We start from the raw sequence: 24301 nt of genomic DNA on the forward strand, positions 1-24301 counted from the left end.
CGTCAGGAGGGTTGTGACACCTCCGTCTCGCACCTGAGGCGTCGGTCCGGGCCGAGCGCCCGTACCGGGCCGGTGAGAGTCAGGCGTGCCGTGTGACGCACCTCCGCGCTGGATGCTCCCAACCGTAGTTCCAGCGCCCCGGGTTCGACCACCTTGAGATTTGAACGATTGGTGAAGGCCGACAGGTCCGCGTGGAAGTGGAAGGTCACTCGGCGGGCCTCGCCGGGGGCCAACTCCAGGCGCTGGTAGCCGATCAGGCGGACGTCGGGGCGGGTCACGGAGGCCACCGGGTCGTGCAGGTACAGCTGGACGACCTCCGCGCCCTCGCGGTCGCCGGTGTTGCGGACGGTCACGGTCAGGTCGTACGAGCCGTCCGTGCCGATCTCCGCGTCCGCCGCGTCGGACTCCCAGGCGAAGGTCGTGTACGAGCGTCCGTGGCCGAAGGCGTAGAGCGGGGTCGGGTCCAGGTTGCTGACCTCGCCCGCCAGGCCCAGCGGCGGCTGGAGGTACGTCCACGGCTGGCCGCCGGGCACCTGCGGCACGCTCACCGGGAGGCGCCCGGACGGGTTCACCCGGCCCGACAGCACTCCCGCCACCGCCGGGCCGCCCTCCTCCCCGGGGAAGAAGCCCTGGACGACGGCGGCGAGCCGGCCGTGCCAGCGGCCGAGCGCGTAGGGGCGGCCGGTGAGCAGTACGAGTACGACCGGGACGCCGGTGGCCACCAGTGTGTCGAGCAACTCGCCTTGTACACCGGGTAGTTGAAGGTCGGTTACGTCACAGCCCTCGCCGGACGTGCCGCGTCCGAACAGGCCCGCCCGGTCGCCGAGCACGGCCACGCACACATCCGCCTCGGAGGTGCGGGCGACGGCCTCCTCGAAGCCGGAGGTGTCGGGGTCGGAGGTGTCGCAGCCCTGCGCGAACGTCACCTTCGCGTCCGGGAGTTCGCCGCGCAGCGCCTCCAGGACGGTGGGGATCTCGATCCCCGCCGGGATGTCGGGGTGGTGGGGCAGGACGTGGGAGGGGAACGAGTAGCAGCCGAGCATCGCCAGCGCGTCGGCCGCTCGCGGGCCCACCACCGCGATCCGGGTGTCCGGGGGGAGGGGCAGGAGGCCGTCGGGGTTGTCCAGCAGGACGACCGACTCCTCGGCCAGGCGGCGGGCCACGGCGCGGTTCTCCGTCGAGTCCAGGTCGATCCGCTCGGCCGGGGTCGGGTCCCAGTCCTCGTCGAGGAGGCCCAGTTCGCACTTCTGGAGCAGGACCCGGCGCGCCGCGCGGTCGATCAGGGACTCGGGGATCTCGCCCGCGCGGACGGCCTCGATCAGCGGGGTGCCGTAGCACTTCAGGGTGGGAAGTTCGACGTCGAGGCCCGCGGTGAGCGCCGCGTGGGCCGCGCCCGCCTCGTCGCCGGCGATCCGGTGCTGGCTCTGCAGGAAGCCGACGCCGAAGTAGTCGGCGACCACGGTGCCGGTGAACCCCCACTCCTCGCGCAGGAGTTGGGTCAGCAGCCAGGGGTCGGCCGAGGCCGGGACGCCGTCGGTGTCGGTGTACGCGGCCATCACCGAGCGGGCCCCGCCCTCGCGCAGCGCGAACTCGAAGGGCAGCAGGGTGATGTCGGCGAACTCCCGGACCCCTGCCCGTACGGGCGCCAGGTTGCGGGCGCCCGCCGAGGACGCGTACCCGGCGAAGTGCTTGAGCGTGGCGACGATCCCGGCCGATTCCAGGCCCCGGACGTAGGCGGCGCCGACCGTGCCGACCAGGTACGGGTCCTCGCCGATCGTCTCCTCGACCCGTCCCCAGCGCGGGTCGCGGACGACGTCCAGGACGGGGGCGAGGCCCTGATGGACGCCGACGGCGCGCAGGTCGCCGCCGATGCGCCGGGCCATCTCCTCGACGAGCGGCGGGTCGAAGCTCGCGCCCCAGGCCAGCGGCACCGGATACGCCGTCGCCCGCCAGGCGGTGAAGCCCGCCAGGCACTCCTCGTGGGCGACCGCGGGAATGCCGAAGCGGCCCGCCGCCGCGATACGGCGCTGGGCGCGGGCCAGTGCCTGCGCGCCCAGCGCCGGGTCCACGGGGGCGGTGCCGAAGGGGCGGGTGAGCTGGCCGAGGCCCTGGGTGATCAGCTCGTTCCAGTCGTAGTCCGCGGTCATCTCGCGTTGCAGCGGGGCGACTCCGTCCCCGTCGGTGCTGGCGCCCACCCACACGCCGTAGAGCTGGGCGGTCTTCTCTTCCAGGGTCATCCGGGAGAGCAGGTCGTCGACGCGGGCGGAGGCGGGCAGCGCGGGGTCGCGCCAGGGGGCGGTGGTCATGAAACTCCTGTCGGGGCGGGTGGCCTCTCGCGAATGAAACGTATGACCTCTCGCGAATGTTTCGTTGTTCACCTCGAATGTTCCGGGAACCTAGGGGCGGTGAGAAGGGTTCGTCAAGAGGGGGCGCAGGGATACGATCGCCGCCATGACACCCCCGGAGCCCGCTGAAACCCGGACGACAAGCCATGCGACCGGTCGGTCCACACAGACCGCGACACTCGCCGAGATCGCCCGAGAGGCCGGCGTCTCGGCGCCGACTGTTTCGAAGGTCCTCAACGGCCGCGCCGACGTCGCCCCCGCGACGCGCAGCCGCGTCGAGGAGTTGCTGCGCGCCCACGGCTACCGTCGACGACGGGCCGAGGCGAGCCGTTCGCCCCTGATCGACCTGGTCTTCCACGAGCTGGAGAGCGCGTGGGCGATGGAGGTCATCCGGGGCGTGGAGAACGTCGCCCGGGACGCCGGGCTGAGCGTGGTGCTCAGTGAGAGCGCCGGCCGGCTCACGCCCGGGCGCACCTGGGCCGACCAGGTCGCCGCCCGGCGTCCGCACGGCGTGATCCTTGTGCTGTCCGGGCTCGACGAGTCCCAGCGCGCGCTGCTGACCAGCCGGTCCATCCCGTTCGTGGTGATGGACCCGGCCGGTGACCCCGGCGCGGACGTGCCGTCCATCGGCGCCACCAACTGGCAGGGCGGGCTGGCCGCGACCCGGCACCTGGTGGAGCTCGGGCACCGCCGGATCGGCGCGATCAGCGGGCCCTCGCGGATGATGTGCAGCCGCGCCCGCATCGACGGCTACCGGGCCGCGCTGGAGACGGCCGGGCTGCCGGTCGACCCGGCGCTGATCCGGCCCGGCGACTTCCACCACGAGACCGGCTACCGCCAGGGTCTTGAGCTGCTGCGCGGCCCGGACCGGCCCACCGCGGTCTTCGCCGGCAACGACCTCCAGGCGCTCGGCCTGTACGAGGCGGCGCGCGAGCTGGGCCTGCGCATCCCGGAGGACCTCAGCGTCGTCGGCTTCGACGACCTTCCGGTCGCGCGCTGGGTCGGGCCGCCGCTGACGACCGTACGGCAGCCGCTGACCGAGATGGCCGAGGCCGCCGCCAAGCTGGTCCTGGACCTGGCGCGGGAGGACGGCGATCCGGCGGCCACGCGGGTGGAGCTGGCGACCAGCCTGGTGGTGCGGAGCAGTACTGCGGCGCCTGTGGCCGGAAGGTGACGTATTGACGGGTGGGGTGGGCGCCTCCACACTCCTCCGAAGTGAATCGGTTGTACGACCGAAACTTTCGGAGGCACCCGCAATGAGAACCTCCAGATCGTCTCTACGGACGCGGTTGGCCGCGCTGATCGCCGGGGCGGCCGCCGTCGGTGGCCTGCTCGTCGCCGGGACGACCGGCGCCCACGCCGCCGACACTCCGCTGCGCGACCTCGCCGACGCCAAGGGCAAGGTCATCGGCACGGCGGTCACCGGGTCCAAGCTCACCGGCACCTACGGCGACATCGCGGGGACGCAGTTCAACGCGCTCACCCCCGGCAACGCCATGAAGTGGGGCTCGGTCGAGCCGACCCGGTCCAACTTCAACTGGGCCGAGGCCGACCAGATCGTGGACTTCGCCGAGGCGCACGGCCAGCAGGTTCGCGGCCACACCCTGGTCTGGCACAGCCAGAACCCCAGCTGGCTGACGAACGGCAGCTGGACCCCGGCCCAGCTCGGCCAGCTGATGACCGACCACATCGCCACCGAGGTCGGCCGCTACAAGGGGCGGCTTGCCACCTGGGACGTGGTCAACGAGCCGTTCAACGAGGACGGCACCTACCGCCAGACGCTCTGGTACAACGGCCTCGGCGCCGACTACATCGCCCAGGCGCTGACCGCCGCCCGGGCCGCCGACCCGAGCGCCAAGCTGTACATCAACGACTACAACGTCGAGGGCGTCAACGCGAAGAGCACCGCCCTGTACAACCTGGTCAAGTCGCTGAAGGAGCGCGGAGTGCCGATTGACGGGGTGGGGTTGCAGGCCCACCTCATCCTCGGTCAGGTGCCGTCCACGCTCCAGCAGAACATCCAGCGCTTCGCCGACCTCGGCGTCGACGTGGTGATCACCGAGCTGGACATCCGGATGACCACGCCCTCGGACAGCGCCAGGCTCGCCCAGCAGGCCACCGAGTACAAGCAGGTGGTGAACGCCTGCGTCGCCGTGACCCGGTGCCACGGCGTCACCGTGTGGGGCTTCACCGACTCCGACTCCTGGATCCCGTCCACCTTCCCGGGCGAGGGCGCGGCGACCCCGTACGACGAGAACTACGTGCCGAAACCGGCGTACTACGCCATCGCGGAGGCCCTCGGGGGCACGACCACACCGCCGCCGACGGATGCGTGCACGGCGACGTACAGCGTCGCCAACCAGTGGAACACCGGGTTCACGGGGCAGGTACGGATCGCGTGCGACGGGGCCTCGCTGTCGTCGTGGAAGGTGAACTGGACGTACGGCGCGGGCCAGCAGATCAGCCAGGCCTGGAACGCGAACTGCACCCAGACGGGCGCGGCGGTCAGCTGCACCAACGCCTCCTACAACGGGACGGTGCCGGACGGCGGTTCGGTGACCTTCGGGTTCAACGCGACCTGGAGCGGGAGCAATCCGGTGCCGACCGTGACACTGGGCTGAGAAATCTGAGAATTTCTCAAGAAAACCGTCCGCGACGCGCTCCTTGTAATAATTCGGACTTACGTTCCTGTCCGTGACCGGAGACGACGCGAACGGGGACGAGGGCAGAAGAGTGGGCCGGCGGTCGAGAGTGCTCAAGGCCGCCGGCCTCGCACTGGCGGGCGTACTGGTGCTGGCCGCCGCCGCGGCGGGCTGGGCGTACTGGCAGCTGAACGACAACATCCAGAGTGTCGACATCAACAGCGCGCTCGGCGACGACCGGCCGCCCAAGGTGACGCCGTCTCCTTCGGCCGTCACCGAGGAACTGCCCAGCGAGGCCCTGAACATCCTGGTCCTGGGCTCCGACTCGCGCAGCGGCGCGCAGAACCAGGCGCTCGGCGGCGGTGACAGCGAAGGCGCCCGCTCCGACACGGCGATGGTGGTGCACATCGACGCGGGGCGGACCGGGGCGACGGTGGTGAGCATCCCGCGGGACACGCTCGTCACCCGGCCGTCCTGCCCGCTGGAGGACGGCGGGTCCACAGCGGTTGCCTACAACGCGATGTTCAACAGCGCCTACGCGGTGGGCGGTCCGGTCTGCGCGGTCAAGACCGTCGAGTCGCTCACGAACGTCCGCATGGACCACTACATCGAGATCGACTTCTCCGGCTTCGCGAACCTGGTGGACGCGCTCGGCGGCGTCACCGTCACCACGGAGGAGGACATCGACGACGAGGACAGCCACCTCACCCTGGAGGCCGGCACCCATCATCTCGACGGCGAGCAGGCCCTCGCCCTGGCCCGCACCCGGCACGGCATAGGCGACGGCAGCGACCTGGGCCGCATAGGCCTGCAGCAGACGCTGGTGAAGGCGCTGCTGGCGCAGATCTCCTCGACGAGCCTGCTCACCGACCCCACCGAGCTCTACCAGGTGGCCGACGCGGTCACCGGCAGCCTCACCACCGACACCGGCCTGGACTCCCTGACCGAGCTGACGGGCCTCGGCAGGAGCCTGAGCGGTCTGTCGGAGGACAGCGTCCGGACGGTGACGATGCCGGTGGTGCGGGCCCCCTCGGACCCCAACCGGGTGGTGGCGGACGAGCCGGAGGCGAGCGAACTGTGGGAGTCGCTGCGCTGAGGCAGACCCTCCGAACCGTGAAAACACCTGCCTGAACTGCGGAAACACCTGCGCGTAAAAGATCTTGGAATTATTTTGGCGGGGATGTCGATCCGGGTGTCCCGCGATCGACGCATGGGTGAGAGGCCGGGAAGGACCGGCCCGACCACGAGTTCCGAGGAGTCACCATGCCCCGCTACCTGTCGCTCGTTCGCATCGACGAGACCAACGCCCCCGCCGAGGGCCCCAGCGCCGAGCTGATGCAGCGCATGGGCGAGCTGATCGAGGAGATGACGAAGGCCGGCGTCCTGCTCGACACCGCAGGCCTCACCCCCACCGCCCAGGGCACCCGCGTGCACTACGCGGGCGGCGAACTGTCCGTCACCGACGGGCCGTTCACCGAGTCCAAGGAGGTCGTCGGCGGCTATGCGCTGATGCAGGCCAAGGACAAGGCCGAGGCGATCGAGTGGACCAAGCGGTTCCTGAAGATCCACGAGGCGCACTGGACCGTGACCTGCGAGGTGCGGGAGATCGCCGAGGGCTGACCTTGGCTGCGCGTGCGTACGGGTGTCTGATGGTGGGCTGTGACAGCACAGCCCACCGCCGACCCGCGCGGCGCCATCGAAACGGTCTTCCGTATGGAGGCCCCCCGCGTGATCGCCGCCGTCGCCCGGATCGTGCGGGACGTCGGCATCGCCGAGGAGCTCGCGCAGGACGCCCTCGTCGCCGCCCTGGAGCAGTGGCCGAGGGACGGCGTGCCCGACAACCCCGGCGCCTGGCTGACGGCCGCCGCCAGACACCGCGCCGTCGATCTGATCCGCCGGCGCGAGAACTACGCCCGCAAGCTCGCCGAGATCGGCCGGGACCTGTCGGACGTGGCGCCCCCGGAGGAGCCCGCCGACCCCGACGACATCGACGACGACCTGCTCAGGCTCGTCTTCACCGCCTGCCACCCGGTGCTGTCCACCGAGGCCCGGATCGCCCTCACCCTGCGTCTGCTCGGCGGTCTGACCACGGCTGAGATCGCCCGCGCGTTCCTGGTGCCCGAGCCCACGGTCGCCCAGCGCATCGTCCGCGCCAAGCGCACCCTGGCGACGAAGAACATCGCCATCGAAGTGCCCTACGGCGCCGACCGCGAGGCCCGTCTCGGCTCCGTCCTCGACGTCATCTACCTGATCTTCAACGAGGGTTACGCCGCCACCGCGGGCGACGACTGGCTGCGCCCGGCCCTGTGCGAGGACGCGCTGCGGCTGGCCCGGGTGCTGTCCGGGCTGATGCCGAAGGAGCCGGAAGTCCACGGCCTCACCGCCCTGTTGGAGTTCCAGGCCGCCCGCGTGACGGCCCGCACTGGCCCGGACGGCGAACCGGTCCTGCTGAAGGACCAGAACCGCCGCCGCTGGAACCGCATGCTCATCGCCCGCGGAGTCGCCGCCCTCGGCCGGGCCAACGCCACCGGCGCCCCGGGCCCGTACGCCCTCCAGGCCGCCATCGCCGCCTGCCACGCGCACGCGTACACCTACGAGGAGACCGACTGGAGGTCCATCGCCACGCTCTACGGCCTGCTCGCCGCCCGCGCCCCCTCCCCGGTGGTGGAGCTGAACCGCGCGGTCGCCGTGTCGATGGCCGACGGCCCGGCCCCCGCCCTGGACATCGTCGACGCCCTCGCCGCCGAACCGGCGCTGCGCGACTACCACCTGCTGCCGAGCGTGCGCGGAGATCTGCTGGCCCGCCTCGGGCGTCCGGCGGAGGCGGCGGCGGAGTTCGAGCGGGCGGCCGCGCTGACCCGCAACGAACGGGAGCGGGAGCTGCTCCGGGCGAAAATCCGTTCGCTCGGCGCCCGGTGACCCATTCCCTTCCTGGTCAGCGGCGGTTTACAGTTGCGCGGCTGCCGCAGCCGGCGTGACGTCCTTCCGCGGTCCGGCAGCGCTCCGACACCCGTGGGGGGTACTTACGCATGCGATCTTCCGGATCGAGCGGCGCCGGCACGCGCCGCGGACTCGTCGCGCTCACGGCGGCGACGGCACTGGCCGCGGGCCTGGCGGTCGGGGCGGCGCCGGGGGCCTCGGCCGAGACCGCCGACTGGCCCGCCACCACCGGCATCCTCACCGCCGACATGGACGGTCAGATCTCGCAGCTGGCCGAGGACGGATCGGCGGCGCCGGTGAAGCGGCTCTCGGACGCCATGAAGCCCTCCTGGTCACCCGACGGCAGCCGCATGGCCTACGTCAACCAGGTCACCGGACGCGTCAACGTCGTCCGGTACAACTTCACCGGCCCCGTGGAACTCCCGGTCAGGACGACCAACACGATCCTCGCCGGAGACCCCACCTTCTGGGGCAGCGGCAGCCAGGTCGTCTTCGAGCTCAACGGCCGGCTGCGTGTCGCCCCGTCCGACGGCAGCCGCTACCAGCAGCACCTGTTCGGCACCGCGCAGGAAGGCTGTGACTCCCAGCCGAGCGGCGCGATCGGCGGCAAGCTGGCGTTCATCCGCTCGGGCAGCACCTGCGGCGGCGACAGCCGCTACGGCGCCCTGTGGGTCTACGACGGCCCGACCGGCACCTTCAAGAAGCTGATGGACGGCAGGGCGAGCGCCCCGTCCATCTCCCCGGACGGCACCAAGGTCGCGTACACCCTCGACCAGGCGCTGTACGTGATCAACACGGACGGCACCGGAGCGACCCGCCTGCTGCCCGAGGAGACCGGCAGCGTCCGGCGCCCCACCTGGTCGCCCGACGGCGCCCGGCTGGCGTACGAGGTGGTGAACACCTCGAACGAGCTGCGCAACGAGATCCTCGACCTCGCCACCGGCACCACCAAGGTCATCTACGACACCCCCTCCACCGCGAAGTGGGACCTCGCCTGGCAGCCCCTGCGCAAGAACGACGTCGGCCGGGTCTGGGGCGCCGACATTTACGGCACCAACATCGCCGGGTCCCGCTGGACCTGGAACACCGTCGGCCAGAGCGAGCCCGGCCTGAAGGACGCCTCGTCCGCCGTGCTGGTCTCCAAGGACAGCCAGGCGTACGCGCTGACGGCCCCCGCGCTCGCGGGCAAGAAGGGCGGCCCGGTCCTGCTGACCTCTGGCAGCGCGCTGTCCTCGACCGTGCAGACCGAGCTCAAGCGCATCCTCAAGCCCGGCGCGACGGTCTACCTCGTCGGCGGCACGTCGATCCTGAGCGGCACCGTCGCCTCGAAGGTCTCCGCGCTCGGCTTCACCCCCAAGCGCCTTGCGGGCACGTCCCGTTACTCGACCTCGGTCGCCGTCGCCAAGGCGATGACCGGCGCTCCGACGGACGTCTTCCTCGCGACCGGCAACGACTACCACGCGGCGCTGGCCGCGGCCTCCGCCGCCGGCGGGACGGGCCGGAGCGGCAAGTCCGTCGTCGTCCTCAACGACGGCAACAGCCTGACGGCGTCCGTGAAGTCGTACCTCAACGGCCTCGACCCGCGGACCACGCACATCATCCCCGTCGGCGGCTCGGCGAAGTACGCGCTGACGCACACGTCGTTCTCCAACTGGCCGTCGACGTACTCCTACTACCCGGTCGTCGCGAGCACCCACGAGGGCACCGCGGCCGCGCTCGCCCGCTTCTGGTGGGGCGGCCCGCGCAACGCCGCCCTCGCCGACACCGACAGCTGGCGCGGCGGCGCCACGGCCGGCGCGGCGATGAACGTCTACGGTCCGCTGTTGTGGACGCAGTCCGACGCGCTCTCCACCGAGACCCGGTCGTACCTGGTCAAGGGTGCCGCGAACGTCCGCTTCGTGGCCGTCTTCGGTGGTACCGGCTCGGTGTCGACGGCGGCGGTGAACACCGCGGGCTCGGCGATCAGCGCGAGCAGCAGCCTGTGGGACTACACGGCGTACTACAACGGCCTTGAACCGGCCGCGAGTCCGAGCGCCCTGGCGGCGACGCCCAAGGCGAGCCCGGACCTCACCGCGCTGCGCACGACGGCCACGCGCTAGGCGTTCCGCTCGAAGCGCGGCGCTGTGCCGTCGGTCGGCCGCGGCGCCGTCGTGGCTGGTCGCGCGCGGCGGAGCCGCATATCGATGCAGCCCCGCGCCCCTTCGGGGCGCTACCGAACCGCAGCCGACTTCGCCCGACCCGCTCGGCCGCTCACGCGGGGGCCCCGACCAGCATCGTCGGCGCCCCCGCGACCCGGGTCAGGAACACGGTCGCCGAGTTCGGCCCCTGCGGCTTGACCTTCTTGCGCAGCTCCTCCGGCTCGACGGCGGAGCCGCGCTTCTTGACGGTGAGGATGCCGACCTCGCGCTCCCGGAGCAGGGCCTTCAACTTCTTGACGTTGAAGGGGAGTCGGTCGGTGATCTCGTAGGCGGTGGCGTACGGGGTCGGGCGCAGCTCGTCCGCGGTGATGTACGCGATGGTGGGGTCGATCAGTCCGCCGGTCAGGTCCTCGGCGACCTCGGCGACCAGATGGGCTCGGATGACGGCGCCGTCGGGCTCGTACAAGTACCGTCCGACGGGCCGGACTTCGGGGTCGGGGAGGCCGCGGCCGAGCAGTGTCCGGGGGCCGGGCAGCAGGGTCGCCCGGACCGCCCCGGGCGCGGTCCCGAACCACAGCACCGCCTCCTTCACGTCCCCGCCGTCCGAGATCCACTCGGCCTCGGCCTCGGCGGGCACCGCTTCGTGGGGGATGCCGGGGGCCACCTTCAGGGCGGCGTGCGGGGCCTTCGAGGCGGCCTGGACGGCCCAGGAGAGCGGTGGCGAGTAGGCCTCGGGGTCGAAGATGCGGCCCCGGCCGCCGCGTCGGGCCGGGTCGACGAACACGGCGTCGTACCCGGCCGTGTCCACCTCCGTCACATCCGCCTCCCGGACCTCGATCAGGCCGGCGAGATCCAGCGCCTCGGCGTTCGCCCGGGCCACCGCCGCCGTCAGCGGGTCCCGGTCCACCGCCAGCACCCGGATCCCGGCCCGGGCCAGCGCGATCGCGTCACCGCCGATCCCGCAGCACAGGTCGGCCACGGAGGTCACTTCCAGCTCCCGCAGACGCCGTGCCCGGTACGCGGCCACGCTCGCCCGCGTCGACTGCTCGACCCCGTTCGGGGTGAAGAACATTCGCCCGGCGTCCTCGGCCCCGAACTTCGCCGCCGCCCGCTGCCGCAGCCGGGCCTGGCCGAGCGCCGCCGACACCAGCTCGGCGGGATGGTCGCGGCGCAGCCGGGTGGCGACGGCGAGCTCGTCGGCGGGGGCGGTGCCGCGCACTTCGTCGAGGAGGGCGCGGCCCTCGGGGGTGAGGAGGGGAGCGAGGTCGTTCACCGGGTCATTGTGGGCCAGACCGGCTTCTTGTGGGCCACTCGGTGGACCGTGCGCCTCCGGCGGCGGTGTCGGCGCGGGTTCCCGGCGGGGCCCTGCGAGGATCCGGCACCATGCGAGTAGTAGGACAAAATGACAAAAACCGGTCTGCTCCGGGGATGCGGATCCGCGGCGGACTCGCCGTGCTCGCCGTCGCCGCCATCGCCTCCGGCTGCGCGCAGGGCGGCGGCTCCGGCCCCGGCACGAAGGTGCGCCCGGCACCCGGCCAGCAGCCCCTCCAGGCGCCCTGGGCCCGCGCCCTGGACGCCTACGCCACCAAGCTGCGCGCCTCCGCGGCCGTGGCCGAACGCTGGGGCCTGAAGCGGGTTCCGCTGACGCCCCCGGCGCCCCCGGCGAAGAAGCCGAGGATCACGACCCGCAAGGGCTTCGAGGTCGACGGCCACGAGGAACGCGGCCTGCCGCCCGTCTTCACCACGATCCCCACCGAGCAGAAGATCGTCTTCCTCACCATCGACGACGGCGCCGAGAAGGACCCGGCCTTCCTGCGGATGATGAGCGAACTGAAGGTCCCGTACACCGCCTTCCTCAGCGACTACCTGGTGAAGGAGGATTACGGCTACTTCGAGCGGATGGGGGACAGCGGGGTCGGCCTCAACAACCACACCCTCCACCACCCCTTCCTGCCCGCCCTCTCCTACGCCCGCCAGAGGCACGAGATCTGCGGCATGCAGGACGTGATCGAGAAGCGCTACGGCAAGCGCCCCCGCCTCTTCCGCCCGCCCTTCGGCAGCTACAACGGCACCACCCTGCGCGCCGCCAAGTCCTGCGGCATCACCCACGCCCCCCTGTGGAACGAGGAGGTCTTCGTCGACCGCTGGGAGTACCGCGAGTGGGACCGGGACATCCACCCCGGCGACATCGTCCTCAGCCACTTCCGCGGCAAGGAGCACTGGAAGGGCACGATGACCGACATGATCCGGCGGTTCCTCGACCGGGTCACGGCCGAGGGGTACGCCGTGGCCCGGCTGGAGGACTACCTGTGAGGCTGCGGGGCCTGCTCGCCGGGGTGGTGGCGGCCGCGCTGCTGACCGGCTGCGGCCGGTTCGCGGGCCCCGCCGCGCCCTCGGACCGGCCGCCCCTGCCCCTGCCGGCGCAGCCGTCCCGCCCGCCGGTCGTGCAACAGGTCCCCACCCGGGACGCCGTCGTCTTCCTCACCTACGACGACGGCGCCGAGCGGGACCCCCGCTTCGTCGACCTGGTCCGCGAACTGCGCCTGCCCGTCAGCATGTTCCTCACGGACAGCGTGGCCGGCCCGGGCTACGGCCACTTCGCGCGCCTGCAGTCGGTGGGCGCGTCGATCCAGAACCACACCCTCGACCACACCGCCCTGCGCGGCCTGCCGTACGCCGGCCAGCGCGCCGAGATCTGCGGCCAGCAGAACAAGCTCCGCGCCCGCTTCGGCGTCCGCCCCCGCCTCTTCCGCCCGCCCCACGGCCGCTACGACGCCACCACCCTCCGCGCGGCGGCCGACTGCGGCATCGGCTCGGTCGTCCTGTGGCGGGCGACGATGGGGGCCGACGGCCGCCTCGCCTACACCGGGGGTGCGTCCCGTCTGCGCCCCGGCGACATCGTCTCCCTCCCGTCGGACGACCCGACGGGGCTGACGCTGGTGGAGCGGACGACGCGGGTGCTGCGGGAGATCGAGGGGCGGGGGCTGCGGGTGGGACGGCTGGAGGACTACCTGTGAAGCCGTCCGGAACTGCCGGGCGGCACGGCGCGCATTAGCAGTCCGCTTGACCGAGTGCTAATGCCGGTCATAGTCTCGGCTCTGGCACTCCCCCCTGGAGAGTGCCAACACAGCGACGGGCAGGTCCGGCACCCGCGACGACGGATCGACCTGGTCGCCACCTCAGACAGTTAACCCCGTGAGATCTCCGAAGGGGGAGGTCGGATCGTGACGACCGCCAGCTCCAAGGTTGCCATCAAGCCGCTTGAGGACCGCATTGTGGTCCAGCCGCTGGACGCCGAGCAGACCACGGCCTCGGGCCTGGTCATTCCGGACACCGCCAAGGAGAAGCCCCAGGAGGGCGTCGTCCTGGCCGTGGGCCCGGGCCGCTTCGAGAACGGCGAGCGCCTGCCGCTCGACGTCAAGACCGGCGACATCGTGCTGTACAGCAAGTACGGCGGCACCGAGGTGAAGTACAACGGCGAGGAGTACCTCGTCCTCTCGGCTCGCGACGTGCTCGCGATCATCGAGAAGTAATTCACTTCAAGCACATTGCTTGACGCTGCGCCCCTGGCCCCCGCGACCACTTGAGAAGCCGGGCGCCCGGGGCGCAGTGCCTTTTTTCACCCACAGATTTCCGAGAGGGCTCCCGCTGTCATGGCGAAGATCCTGAAGTTCGACGAGGACGCCCGTCGCGCCCTTGAGCGCGGCGTCAACAAGCTGGCCGACACGGTCAAGGTGACGATCGGCCCGAAGGGTCGCAACGTCGTCATCGACAAGAAGTTCGGCGCGCCGACCATCACCAACGACGGTGTCACCATCGCCCGCGAGGTCGAGGTCGAGGACCCGTACGAGAACCTCGGCGCCCAGCTGGTGAAGGAGGTGGCGACCAAGACCAACGACATCGCGGGTGACGGCACCACCACCGCCACCGTGCTGGCCCAGGCGCTCGTCCGCGAGGGCCTGAAGAACGTCGCCGCGGGTGCCTCCCCGGCGCTGCTGAAGAAGGGCATCGACGCGGCCGTAGCCGCCGTGTCGGAGGACCTGCTCGCCTCGGCCCGCCCGATCGAGGAGAAGTCCGACATCGCCGCCGTCGCCGCGCTGTCCGCCCAGGACCAGCAGGTCGGCGAGCTCATCGCCGAGGCGATGGACAAGGTCGGCAAGGACGGTGTCATCACCGTCGAGGAGTCCAACACCTTCGGTCTGGAGCTGGACTTCACCGAGGGCATGGCCTTCGACAAGGGCTACCTGTCGCCGTACTTCGTGACGGACCAGGAGCGCATGGAGGCCGTCCTGGAGGACCCCTACATCCTCATCAACCAGGGCAAGATCTCCTCCATCCAGGACCTGCTGCCGCTGCTGGAGAAGGTCATCCAGGCCGGCGCCTCCAAGCCGCTGCTGATCATCGCCGAGGACGTCGAGGGCGAGGCCCTGTCGACCCTGGTCGTGAACAAGATCCGCGGCACCTTCAACGCGGTCGCGGTCAAGGCCCCCGGCTTCGGTGACCGCCGCAAGGCGATGCTGCAGGACATGGCCGTCCTCACCGGCGCCACGGTCATCTCCGAGGAGGTCGGCCTCAAGCTCGACCAGGCCGGTCTGGACGTGCTGGGCTCCGCCCGCCGCATCACGGTCACCAAGGACGACACGACCATCGTCGACGGCGCCGGCGACTCCGCCGACGTCACCGGCCGCGTCGCCCAGATCAAGGCCGAGATCGAGAACACGGACTCCGACTGGGACCGCGAGAAGCTCCAGGAGCGCCTCGCGAAGCTGGCCGGCGGCGTGTGCGTGATCAAGGTCGGCGCCGCCACCGAGGTGGAGCTGAAGGAGAAGAAGCACCGTCTGGAGGACGCCATCTCCGCGACCCGCGCCGCGGTCGAGGAGGGCATCGTCTCCGGTGGTGGCTCCGCGCTCGTCCACGCCGTCAAGGTCCTGGAGGGCAACCTCGACAAGACCGGCGACGAGGCCACCGGCGTCTCCGTGGTCCGCAAGGCCGCCGTCGAGCCGCTGCGCTGGATCGCCGAGAACGCCGGCCTTGAGGGCTACGTCATCGTCTCCAAGGTGGCGGAGCTGGAGAAGGGCAACGGCTACAACGCCGCCACCGGCGAGTACGGCGACCTGGTCAAGGCCGGCGTCATCGACCCGGTGAAGGTCACCCGTTCCGCCCTGGAGAACGCCGCCTCCATCGCCTCCCTCCTTCTCACGACCGAGACCCTGGTCGTCGAGAAGAAGGAAGAGGAGGAGCCGGCCGCCGCGGGTCACGGCCACGGCCACGCCCACTGAGGCACACCGCCCCACGAAGAAGCCCCCGTTCCGCTGCGGCGGACGGGGGCTTCTCCCGTACTTCTCCCGTGCCGGGAGCTAGTGCTCCAGATCCTCCAGCGCCCCCAGCTCGTCCATCAGCCCGAGCCGGTCGTACTCCCACCAGCCCTCGACGATCTTCCCCTGCTCCCCGAACCGGAAGATCGTCGTACCGGTCATGGAACAGCGTGTCCCGCTGGCCGGCATGCCGAAGAAGTCGCCGTGGTGGGTGCCGTTCCACTGCCACCGCGTGCACACGCGGTCGCCCTGCGCGATCTGGTCCGCGATCGTGAACCCGAAGTCGAACGCGCCCCGCCACATCTCCACCTCGGCCCGGATGCCGTCCAGTCCGACGGTGTCCTCCGCGTTGGCGGGATCGTGGTCGTGGTAGTGCTCGGCGACCAGCTCGCCGAGCGTCGACAGCTCTCCATTGCCGCCGAGCACCTCGAAGAACTTCCGCGCGGTGGCGGAGTTCAGCGGTTCGTCCCGGACGACGTCCAGGTCCATGAAGGTCGGCGTCTCGTCACAGAGCGCCACCATCTCCTGGAAGATCCGGTCCGTCTCGGGCAGCTTCGAATTCTGCATCGCCTCCTCGTAGGACGGGAACTCCACGATCTCGACGAAGTGCGACGCGTCCGACCGGTCCTTGCCGATGATGTCGTGCGTCGCGGTCCGCTTCCCTTTGGTCTGTTCGACCCACCTGTCCATCAACCGGTTCATCTCGTCGAACCGGCTGGTCCTGCAGTCGATGATCTGTACGAACGTCATGGTGCCGCCTCCGACCCCCTGGGTCCGGTTGCTCACCCCCCATTCTCGGCCCTTTGGCATCATGTGGCCATGCGCTGGTGGGGGAGGGGCCCGGTGACCGGCCGGGCGTCGGGCGAGGGCTCGGTGACGGCTGGCGGCGACATCGGCGTGGCCGTCACCGGTGACGCCAACCGGATCACCCTTGCCCCTGAGGTGCGCTCGGCGTACTGGGAGCAGGTACGCCGCATCGCCCCACCCGAACTGTGCGGACGCGAGCCGGAGTTGTCGGCCCTCACCGCCTTCTGCACGACCGACTCCGGCCCGTCCTACGCCTGGTGGCGGGCGGCGGCCTGGACCGGCAAGACGGCCCTCATGTCGTGGTTCGCACTGCACCCGCCGCGGGGCGTACGGATCGTCCCCTTCTTCGTCACGGCCCGCCTGGGCGCGCAGAACGACGTGACGGCATACGTCGACGTAGTCCTCGAACAGCTCGCGGAGCTGACCGGCGAGGCTCTCCCCGCCCACCTCACCGCGGCCACCCGCGAGGCGCACCTGCTGCACCTCTACGGCGCCGCCGCCCGGGCCTGCGCCGAGCGCGGCGAACGCCTGGTCCTGCTGGTCGACGGCCTCGACGAGGACCGGGGCGTCACGACCGGCCCCGACGCCCACAGCATCGCGAGCCTGCTGCCGGAGCACCCGGAGGCGGGGATGCGGGTGCTGGTCGCGGGACGCCTGAACCCGCCGCTGCCGGGTGACGTACCGGCGCGGCATCCGCTCAAGTACCCCAAGACCGTACGGACGCTGGCCCCGTCGCCGTATGCCCTGGCGATCCGCACCGAGGCGGAACGCGAGCTGAAGCACCTCCTCGCCGCGGGAGGCCTGGAGCGCGAGCTGCTGGGCCTGGTGACTGCGGCGGGCGGCGGCCTGACCGCGGACGACCTGGCGCAGCTGACCGGGGCGGTGCCGTACCGGGTGGCGGATGTGCTGCGGACGCGGGCGGGGCGGACGTTCGGGGTGCGGCTGGACGTGTATCTGCTGGGCCACGAGGAACTTCAGGTGCAGGCGCAGGAGATGCTGGGGGTGGCGGAACTCGCCCGATACCAAGGGCAGTTGCACGCCTGGGCGGACGACTGGCGGGGGCGGGGGTGGCCGGAGGGTACGCCCGAGTATCTGCTGCGGGGGTATTTCCGGCTGCTGGCCGCGGTTGACGACCGGGACCGGATGCTCGCCCTCGCCCTGGACCCGCGGCGGCACGAGCGGCTGGCGGAGCTGACCGGGGCGGACGCGGCGGCGCTGGCGGAGGGGCGCGTGGCCTGGGGCCACCTGGTCGCGGCGGGGGATGCCGATCTGTGCGGTCTGCTGCGGCTGGCCATGTGCCGGAGCGAACTGGAGAACCGCAACCTCGGTATCAGCCCGCTGATGTGCTGGGCCTGGGCGAAGCTGGGCCAGGGCGGGCGTGCGGAGGCGATGGCCCGGGCGATGCCGAGGGCCCAGGACCGGATGGACGCCCTGACCCGGGTCGCGGAGGTGCTCTGCGCGCAGGGCGAGCACGCGCGCGCCCTGGACCTCGCCCGGTACGCCGCGGCGCAGCTGACGGGCAGGCCCGTGAACGACTTCACGGGCCCGTGCGCGGTACGGATCACGGGGGTCTTCGCGACGCTGGGCCGGTACGAGGAGGCGGAGCAGCTCGACGCCCGCATCACCCGGATGCCCATCGAGATCGACCGGGAACGGCTCGTCCTCGACCTGGTCGGCGTGTGGGCGGGAGCCGGGCGGTACGACCGGGCCGAGAGCCTGGCCCGGTCGCTGGGACCCTCGCTCGGACCGGCGGCCCTGGTCCGCCTCGCCGCGGCGCTCGCGCGGGAGCCGGACCGTGCGGGCGCCCTCTTTGCCGAGGCCGAGCGCCTGGCCCGGTCGCGCGGCCTCGTACGGACCGTGGACGAGCTGCGCGGAGCCGGTGAGTCCGCACGCGCGCGTGCCTTGATGGACAGGGTGGCCGACGCCGTGCCACGCGCGCCGGTGGTCGGACTCCTCGCGCGGATGGGTGAGTTCGAGCGTGCCGAGGAGTGGCTCGACGGCATCGCCGGCGAGGTGGACCGGCCTGCCGCGGCCGCGGAGCTGGCAGGGGCGCTGGCCTGGGCCGGGCGGTTCGCAGAGGCCGAGCGCGTCCTGGCGGAGATCCACGATGAGGGCGTATACGACTACGCACTGTGCGAGATCGTGGAGGCGCTGGCCGCCTCCGGCCGCTTCGACCGGGCCGAGGCCCTCGCGGTGAGGCTGGGAGTCCCGGGTCTGGGAGCCGACTCCCTGGCTGGTGGCGCCGTCTCCTGGGCGGCGGCCGGCCACCCGGGTGAGGCCGCCGTGGTCCTCGCGCGACTTGAGGCGGCGGTACGGGATCGGGAACCGGACCACCAGAAGGCCTGGACACGTGCGAGGGTGACGGAGCAACTGCGGGCCGCAGGACATGCGGAGGCCGCCCTGTCGGTGCTGGAGGGCGTCGAATCCCTCATTCCCCCACGACCGGCATCGGACGCCGCTCTCGCCGAGGCCATCGTGCACGACCACGCCGTCGACCTGGCGGCCGGGGAGCTCGCCCGCAGCGGGGAGGTGGCCAGAGCGCAGGCACTGGTCGACACGGCGGTCGAGCCGTTTCGCGCGCAAAGAGCGTGGAGCGCGGTCGTCCAGGCCCTGATCGCGAAAGGGGCATACGACAGGGCCGAGGCCCTGGCCCACCGCCAGAACCAGCCCCTGCGGGAGTTCTTGTACGGCGAGATGGCTCCAGACCTTGCCGCGGCCGGCGAGGTGCGTCGGGCCATGACCCTGGTGCACCGCATCCACGAGCCGCAGGAGAGGGATTCCGCTCCGGCGGCCGTAGCTGAAGCACTGGCGCTGTCGGGCCGGGACGCTCAGGCCCGCGCCGCACTGGACGAGTGGTACGGAGTGAACGGGGCCGAGGCCGTCATCGACGCAGCCATGATGCCGACGGCCATCCACCTCTTCCGCGCGTGGCAAGCGCTGGGTGAACAAGCCGCAGCACGCAGGGCCGGCGAGCGCGCCGTGCAGCTGGGGAACAGCCACCCATTGGAGCACCGGAGCGTGCTGACGGCGCTGGTCGCGGCAGGCTGGTACGAGCAGGCCGAGCGGTACGCCGACGAGGGCCACGGCAGCGGTCAGTGGGGCGACCCCCACGACCATCTGGTCGAGCAACTGGTCGCGACCGGCGCACACGCCAGAGCGGCAGCCCTCGCCGGCCTCGACGAGGACTCCACTCGGCTCAGCCCGCGCGCGGCCGTCGCCCTTGCCCCGCACGCCGATCCGGCCACCGGACACGCCCTGGTCGTCCGGGTGCTGGAGCAGGGCGGGTGGCTCGACGCCCTCCCCGCCCTCCTCCGTATGGACCCGCGCACCGCACAAGTTGTCGTCGAGGCCTTCCGGAACAACCCGGGCACCCCTACTGCGGCCCGTACTTCCGCCCCGTCTTCGAGCTGATCCCCCCGAGCATCCCGCGGGGCACCAGCTTCGCCGCCCCCATCAGCACCTTGTACCGCGGGTCCGGGATGGACAGCGTCCTGCCCCGCGCCAGATCCCCCAGTGCCGTCGCCGCCACCTTGTCCGCGTCGAGCCACATCCAGCCGGGGATGTTGTCCGTCCCCATCCCGGCCCGCTCGTGGAACTCGGTCCGCACGAAGCCGGGGCACAGCGCCATCAGCCGTACCCCGCTGCCCGCCAGGTCCCGGGCCGCGCCCTGCGTGAACTGCACGACCCACGCCTTGGAGGCGCCGTACGTGCCGCGCGGTACGAAGGCGGCGACCGAGGCGACGTTGACGACGCCTCCGCGCCCCCGCTCCCGCATGCCTTCCGTCGCCGCGGACGTCAGCCGCAGCACCGCCTCGCAGTGCACCTTGAGCATCTTCAGCTCGTCGGCCATGGAGACGTCGAGGTAGCGGCCCTTGTTGCCGAAGCCGGCGTTGTTGACCAGCAGGTCGACGGGGTTGCGGCGGTCGGAGAGCCGGGCGGCCACCGCCTCGATGCCGTCGTCCGTCGCCAGGTCGGCCGTGAGCACCTCCGCCTCGATGCCGTGCCGGTCGTGCAGCTCGGTCGCCTGTTCGCGCAGCCGCTTGGTGTCACGGGCCACGAGGACGAGGTTGTGGCCGTCAGCGGCGAGCCGCCGCGCGAACGCGGCACCGATGCCCGCGGTCGATCCCGTAATCAATGCCGTTGTCATGGCAAAAGATTAGTGACCCGGACCGCGTACGTCCGATTGCTGCACACCGCCTCCCAGTTGGTGAAGGCGAGGCGAACAGCCGGTCAGATCCCGTGTTGTGCCACGTACTTCCGCGCCGCCGCCAGCGACTCCGGGTGCAGGGCCTCGCCCGCAGCGAGCAGCCGCGGCAGCAGCTCCCGCTGGGTGGTGACCGCCCGGAACTGCACCGCCACCGTCACCTCGTGGTCCGGCCGGTGCAGCACCTCGATCGCGTCGCCCGCCCGCACCTCGCCGGGCTCGATGACCCGCAGATACGCGCCCGGCGCCCCCTTTTCCGTGAAGCGCTTCACCCACCGCTCCTCGCCGACGTGCGCCTGGAAGGTCCGGCACGGAATCCGCCCGCAGGTCACCTCCAGCACCAGTTCGGGACCGACCCGCCAGCGCTCGCCGATCAGCGCGCCGGAGACGTCCACGCCGAGCGTCGTGAGGTTCTCGCCGAATCCGCCGTTCGCCAGCGGGCGGCCCAGTTCGCGCTCCCAGTCGTCCAGGTCCTCGCGCGCCATCGCGTACACGGCCTGGTCGTCCCCGCCGTGATGGCGTGTGTCGCACACGTCGTCCCCGGCGAGCCCGCTCGCGCCGGTTCCCTTGGGGCCGGGGGCGGTCACCCGTACGGGGGCGTCGGTCGGCCGCTTGTCGATCCCGGTCACGCCCTGCGGGTGATCCGTGTAGGCGACCGCCGTCCGGCGGCCCAGGTTCACAGACAGAAGCTTCATGGCGCCACGGTAGGCGAAGGAAGCTCAAAGCGTCGACGCATTATTGGGCGCCGTATCAAAGCTTCGCTTATCCTCAAGGGGTGATCGAGGCTCGTCATCTCCGTGTGCTGCGCGCTGTCGCCGCCACCGGCTCCTTCTCCGCGGCGGGGCGCGAACTGGGCTGCACCCAGCCCGCCGTCAGTCAGCAGATGAAGGCGCTGGAGGCGTCCGTCGGCACGCCCCTGCTCATCCGCAGCGGCCGCGAGATGCGCCTGACCCAGGCCGGGGAGGCGCTCGTCCGGCACGCCGCCGGGATCATCGCCGGGCTCACGGCCGCCGAGGAGGAGGTCGCCGCCATCGCGGGCCTGCGCGCGGGGCGCGTCCGGCTCGTCTCCTTCCCCAGTGGCAGCTCCACGCTCGTGCCCACCGCGCTCGCCGCGCTGCGCGCCGCGCACCCCGGCACCCGGGTCTCCCTGGAGGAGGCCGAGCCGCCGAACTCCGTGGAGCTGCTGCGCGAGGGCGACTGCGACCTGGCGCTTGCCTTCCGGTACGAGGGCGCGGCGCAGGAAGGGGAGTGGGACGACCTCGTCGTCCGCCCGCTGTTGAGGGACCGCCTCGTCGCCCTCGTTCCCGAACGGCACCGCCTCGCGCGCGTGGAGTCGCTCGCGATCGGCGACCTCGCCGCGGAACCCTGGATCGCCGGATGCCCGCGCTGCCGCGGTCAGTTGGTCGAGGTGTGCGAGGGCGCGGGCTTCACGCCCCGCATCGACTTCGCGACCGACGACTATCCGGCGGTCGTGGGCCTGGTCGGCGCGGGCCTCGGCGTCGCCGTCCTGCCCCAACTCGCCGTCGAGTCCGTACGACCGCGTGGGGCGCGCATGGTGACGCTGGAACCGGCGGTGCGGCGCGAGATCGTCGCGCTCACCCTGCCCGACCTCGCCCAGGTGCCCGCGGTGGCGGCCACGCTGGACGAGTTGGCACGAGCAGCGCGGCGCTAGCGGGCCGCGGCAGAGTCAAGGGCACGCGTACGCGTGCCCTTTGAAGAAACGTTACTTCAGCTGTACTCAGCTGTTCCGGGCCGCATGCCCGCCGGTGCCCGACATCGACACCAGCCGCGTGCGCGCCCGCCCCATGAGCTCTTCACGCTCGTCCTCGGTCAAGCCGCCCCACACGCCGTACGGTTCGCGCACCGCCAGCGCGTGCGCCGCGCACTCCGCGCGGACCGGGCATCTCATGCAGACCTCCTTGGCCGAGTTCTCGCGAGCGCTCCTAGCCGCACCGCGCTCGCCCTCCGGATGAAAGAAGAGCGAGCTGTCCACCCCGCGACAGGCAGCCAGGAGCTGCCAGTCCCACAGGTCCGCGTTCGGTCCGGGAAGGCGGGAGAAATCTGCCATTGCGTGACCCCTTGTAGCCGTTCTGGGCGGATACGGTGTCCACGACCGTACATCTACGATCTAAGGAGATGAAAATATGACTCATTGCGAATCTAGCCTCAGACACCAGGAAATGGGAAGAAAAGGGACCGAATGGGGCACGGTTGTGATGAAAGCTTGAGGGTCTGCCGTGCATGTCTGCACCGTGTCCGCACCCTCACGTAGAGTGCCGAAGACGGCGCACGGCCCCGTAACTCTTTCGAGTGACCGTCGTTGAGAGTGCGGAGGCGGTTGAAGGAACAAGCGCTCGGGCACGCGTCCGAGACGGTCGACCGCACAGGTGACGATTTCGTACCAGCCTGGAGGCTCAAGGTGACGTGCATCAGCTGCGGAGGGCGGCCATGACATCCGTCCTCGTCTGCGACGACTCCCCGCTTGCCCGAGAGGCGCTCCGCCGCGCGGTCGCGACCGTGCCCGGCGTCGAGCGCGTAACGACGGCGGCCAACGGCGAGGAAGTCCTCCGCCGCTGGGGCGCCGACCGCTCGGACCTGATCCTGATGGACGTGCGCATGCCCGGCCTGGGCGGCGTCGAGACCGTGCGGCGGCTGCTGTCCGCCGACCCCGGTGCGCGCATCATCATGCTCACCGTCGCCGAGGACCTGGACGGCGTGGCCCTCGCGGTGGCCGCCGGCGCCCGCGGCTATCTGCACAAGGACGCCTCGCGCGCGGAGCTGCGCGCCACGGTGACGCAGGCGCTGGCCGACCCGACGTGGCGGCTCGCGCCGCGCCGGCTGCGCTCCGCCGAGATGGGCGCCGCGCCGACGCTCACAGCGCGTGAGATCCAGGTCCTGGAGGGCATGAGCCACGGTCGGTCCAACGCCGAGATCGGCCGCGAGCTCTTCCTCTCCGAGGACACCGTCAAGACGCACGCCCGGCGGCTGTTCAAGAAGCTCGGCGCCTCGGACCGGGCGCACGCGGTGGCGCTCGGGTTCCGGTGGGGCCTGGTCCGGTAGGTGGGCCTCAGCGGGGGCACGAGGATCCCCGCCTGCCGCACGGCGGGCGGGGGTGACAACGGGGTCCGCCGGGTGCCCGATGCTCGTTTCGCCGCGGATGCCGCATCCTTGAGATGTGGAGTCTCTCGGGGACGAGTCGGTCGAGCGGAAGGGGAGGGCGCAGGGGATGAGTTCCGGCGCACCTGCTCATAACGCTTCGGTGCACAACATCGGACGCGGTGCCACGGACCAGACGGCCGCAAGGCACCATGGACCGATGCGCGACGACGAGGCGGCACCTGCCGCAGGGGCGATCGGTGCACTCGTCCATCGCGCCGTCGACGGGGACGAGCAGGCCACGCACGACCTGCTCGCCCATGTCCACCCCCTGGCGCTGCGCTACTGCCGCACGCGTCTGTCCCGGCTGCCCGGCGACGCCCGGCACTTCGTCGAGGACCTCGCCCAGGAGGTCTGTGTCGCCGTCCTGCTGGCCCTGCCGCGCTACAAGGACACCGGGCGCCCCTTCGAGGCGTTCGTCGTCGCCATCGCCGCCCACAAGGTCGCCGACCTGCAGCGCGCGGCGATGCGCGGCCCCGGTTCCACGGCCGTCCCGTCGGACGAGATGCCCGAGCGGCCGGACGACTCCCTGGGCCCCGAAGAGCGTGCCCTGCTCAGCAGTGACGCCGAATGGGCCAAGAAACTGCTGGCCAACCTGCCCGAGAACCAGCGGGAGCTGCTTCTGCTGCGGATCGCGGTCGGGCTGACGGCGGAGGAGACCGGCCAGATGTTGGGAATGTCACCCGGAGCGGTCAGGGTGGCCCAGCACCGGGCGCTGAGCAGGCTGCGGGCACTGGCCGAGCAGTAACCCCGC

20 protein-coding genes are annotated in these 24301 nt (G+C 71.6%); 14 read left to right on the forward strand and 6 right to left on the reverse strand.

Annotated features, from left to right (window positions below):
* Nucleotides 1-2 precede the first annotated feature (2 nt).
* Nucleotides 3-2306 carry a glycoside hydrolase family 3 N-terminal domain-containing protein gene (locus AB0Q90_RS23725; protein ID WP_363159139.1) on the reverse strand — a complete coding sequence of 768 codons (2304 nt, stop codon included), beginning with the start codon at nt 2304-2306 and terminating at the stop codon, nt 3-5.
* 145 nt (nt 2307-2451) lie between these two features.
* Here AB0Q90_RS23725 and AB0Q90_RS23730 point away from each other — a divergent pair, with 145 nt between their 5' ends.
* The 6 genes from AB0Q90_RS23730 (at nt 2452) to AB0Q90_RS23755 (ending at nt 10026) form a co-directional block, all read left to right on the forward strand.
* Nucleotides 2452-3519, forward strand: coding sequence for a LacI family DNA-binding transcriptional regulator (locus AB0Q90_RS23730; protein WP_363159138.1), 1068 nt, complete (start codon nt 2452-2454; stop codon nt 3517-3519).
* A gap of 82 nt (nt 3520-3601) precedes the next feature.
* Nucleotides 3602-4966, forward strand: a complete 1365-nt coding sequence (locus AB0Q90_RS23735) for an endo-1,4-beta-xylanase (RefSeq protein ID WP_363159137.1) — start codon at nt 3602-3604, stop codon at nt 4964-4966.
* Nucleotides 4967-5039: 73 nt separating this feature from the next.
* Nucleotides 5040-6083: an LCP family protein gene (locus AB0Q90_RS23740; protein WP_363159136.1), complete on the forward strand. Its 1044-nt coding sequence runs from the start codon at nt 5040-5042 to the stop codon at nt 6081-6083.
* A gap of 167 nt (nt 6084-6250) precedes the next feature.
* Nucleotides 6251-6607 (forward strand): YciI family protein, encoded by a 357-nt coding sequence (locus tag AB0Q90_RS23745; protein WP_363159135.1) that lies wholly within the window; start codon nt 6251-6253, stop codon nt 6605-6607.
* Nucleotides 6608-6646: 39 nt separating this feature from the next.
* Nucleotides 6647-7906, forward strand: a complete 1260-nt coding sequence (locus tag AB0Q90_RS23750) for a sigma-70 family RNA polymerase sigma factor (RefSeq protein ID WP_363159134.1) — start codon at nt 6647-6649, stop codon at nt 7904-7906.
* 110 nt (nt 7907-8016) lie between these two features.
* Nucleotides 8017-10026 (forward strand): cell wall-binding repeat-containing protein, encoded by a 2010-nt coding sequence (locus AB0Q90_RS23755; RefSeq protein ID WP_363159133.1) that lies wholly within the window; start codon nt 8017-8019, stop codon nt 10024-10026.
* Between the two features lie 151 nt (nt 10027-10177).
* On the opposite strand, the gene AB0Q90_RS23760 is transcribed toward AB0Q90_RS23755, so the two are convergent.
* The gene (locus AB0Q90_RS23760) at nt 10178-11338 is read right to left on the reverse strand and encodes a methyltransferase domain-containing protein (RefSeq protein WP_363159132.1); all 1161 of its coding nucleotides are present in this window, start codon (nt 11336-11338) and stop codon (nt 10178-10180) included.
* Nucleotides 11339-11493: 155 nt separating this feature from the next.
* On the opposite strand from AB0Q90_RS23760, the gene AB0Q90_RS23765 reads away from it, so the two are divergent.
* The 4 genes from AB0Q90_RS23765 (at nt 11494) to groL (ending at nt 15344) form a co-directional block, all read left to right on the forward strand.
* Nucleotides 11494-12378, forward strand: coding sequence for a polysaccharide deacetylase family protein (locus tag AB0Q90_RS23765; protein WP_363159131.1), 885 nt, complete (start codon nt 11494-11496; stop codon nt 12376-12378).
* Nucleotides 12375-13082, forward strand: coding sequence for a polysaccharide deacetylase family protein (locus tag AB0Q90_RS23770; RefSeq protein ID WP_363159130.1), 708 nt, complete (start codon nt 12375-12377; stop codon nt 13080-13082). Before AB0Q90_RS23765 ends, AB0Q90_RS23770 begins: the two co-directional genes overlap by 4 nt.
* Nucleotides 13083-13289: 207 nt before the next feature.
* A complete protein-coding gene (groES, locus tag AB0Q90_RS23775) occupies nt 13290-13598 on the forward strand; it encodes a co-chaperone GroES (protein WP_055493212.1) in 309 nt (102 codons plus the stop codon).
* 120 nt (nt 13599-13718) lie between these two features.
* Nucleotides 13719-15344 (forward strand): chaperonin GroEL, encoded by a 1626-nt coding sequence (groL, locus tag AB0Q90_RS23780; protein WP_363159129.1) that lies wholly within the window; start codon nt 13719-13721, stop codon nt 15342-15344.
* Between the two features lie 78 nt (nt 15345-15422).
* On the opposite strand, the gene AB0Q90_RS23785 is transcribed toward groL, so the two are convergent.
* Nucleotides 15423-16130: an ester cyclase gene (locus AB0Q90_RS23785; protein ID WP_363159128.1), complete on the reverse strand. Its 708-nt coding sequence runs from the start codon at nt 16128-16130 to the stop codon at nt 15423-15425.
* 69 nt (nt 16131-16199) lie between these two features.
* Between AB0Q90_RS23785 and AB0Q90_RS23790 the strand changes: the two genes are divergently transcribed.
* Nucleotides 16200-19598 (forward strand): hypothetical protein, encoded by a 3399-nt coding sequence (locus AB0Q90_RS23790; RefSeq protein ID WP_363159127.1) that lies wholly within the window; start codon nt 16200-16202, stop codon nt 19596-19598.
* On the opposite strand, the gene AB0Q90_RS23795 is transcribed toward AB0Q90_RS23790, so the two are convergent.
* Nucleotides 19561-20334, reverse strand: coding sequence for an SDR family oxidoreductase (locus tag AB0Q90_RS23795; RefSeq protein WP_363159126.1), 774 nt, complete (start codon nt 20332-20334; stop codon nt 19561-19563). The genes AB0Q90_RS23790 and AB0Q90_RS23795 overlap by 38 nt on opposite strands.
* A gap of 83 nt (nt 20335-20417) precedes the next feature.
* Nucleotides 20418-21086, reverse strand: coding sequence for an MOSC domain-containing protein (locus tag AB0Q90_RS23800; protein ID WP_363159125.1), 669 nt, complete (start codon nt 21084-21086; stop codon nt 20418-20420).
* An 80-nt stretch (nt 21087-21166) separates the two neighbouring features.
* Between AB0Q90_RS23800 and AB0Q90_RS23805 the strand changes: the two genes are divergently transcribed.
* Nucleotides 21167-22063 carry a LysR family transcriptional regulator gene (locus tag AB0Q90_RS23805; RefSeq protein WP_363159124.1) on the forward strand — a complete coding sequence of 299 codons (897 nt, stop codon included), beginning with the start codon at nt 21167-21169 and terminating at the stop codon, nt 22061-22063.
* Between the two features lie 66 nt (nt 22064-22129).
* Here AB0Q90_RS23805 and AB0Q90_RS23810 read toward each other — a convergent pair whose 3' ends face one another.
* Entirely contained in the window at nt 22130-22459 is a 330-nt protein-coding gene (locus tag AB0Q90_RS23810) for a WhiB family transcriptional regulator (protein ID WP_363159123.1), read from the reverse strand.
* A gap of 380 nt (nt 22460-22839) precedes the next feature.
* On the opposite strand from AB0Q90_RS23810, the gene AB0Q90_RS23815 reads away from it, so the two are divergent.
* Nucleotides 22840-23451 (forward strand): response regulator transcription factor, encoded by a 612-nt coding sequence (locus AB0Q90_RS23815; protein ID WP_003948568.1) that lies wholly within the window; start codon nt 22840-22842, stop codon nt 23449-23451.
* Nucleotides 23452-23707: 256 nt separating this feature from the next.
* Complete coding sequence (locus AB0Q90_RS23820) at nt 23708-24295, forward strand: sigma-70 family RNA polymerase sigma factor (RefSeq protein WP_363159122.1); 588 nt, start codon at nt 23708-23710, stop codon at nt 24293-24295.
* Nucleotides 24296-24301 lie beyond the last annotated feature (6 nt).

The organism is Streptomyces sp. NPDC079141 (assembly GCF_040686775.1).
Lineage (GTDB): Bacteria > Actinomycetota > Actinomycetes > Streptomycetales > Streptomycetaceae > Streptomyces.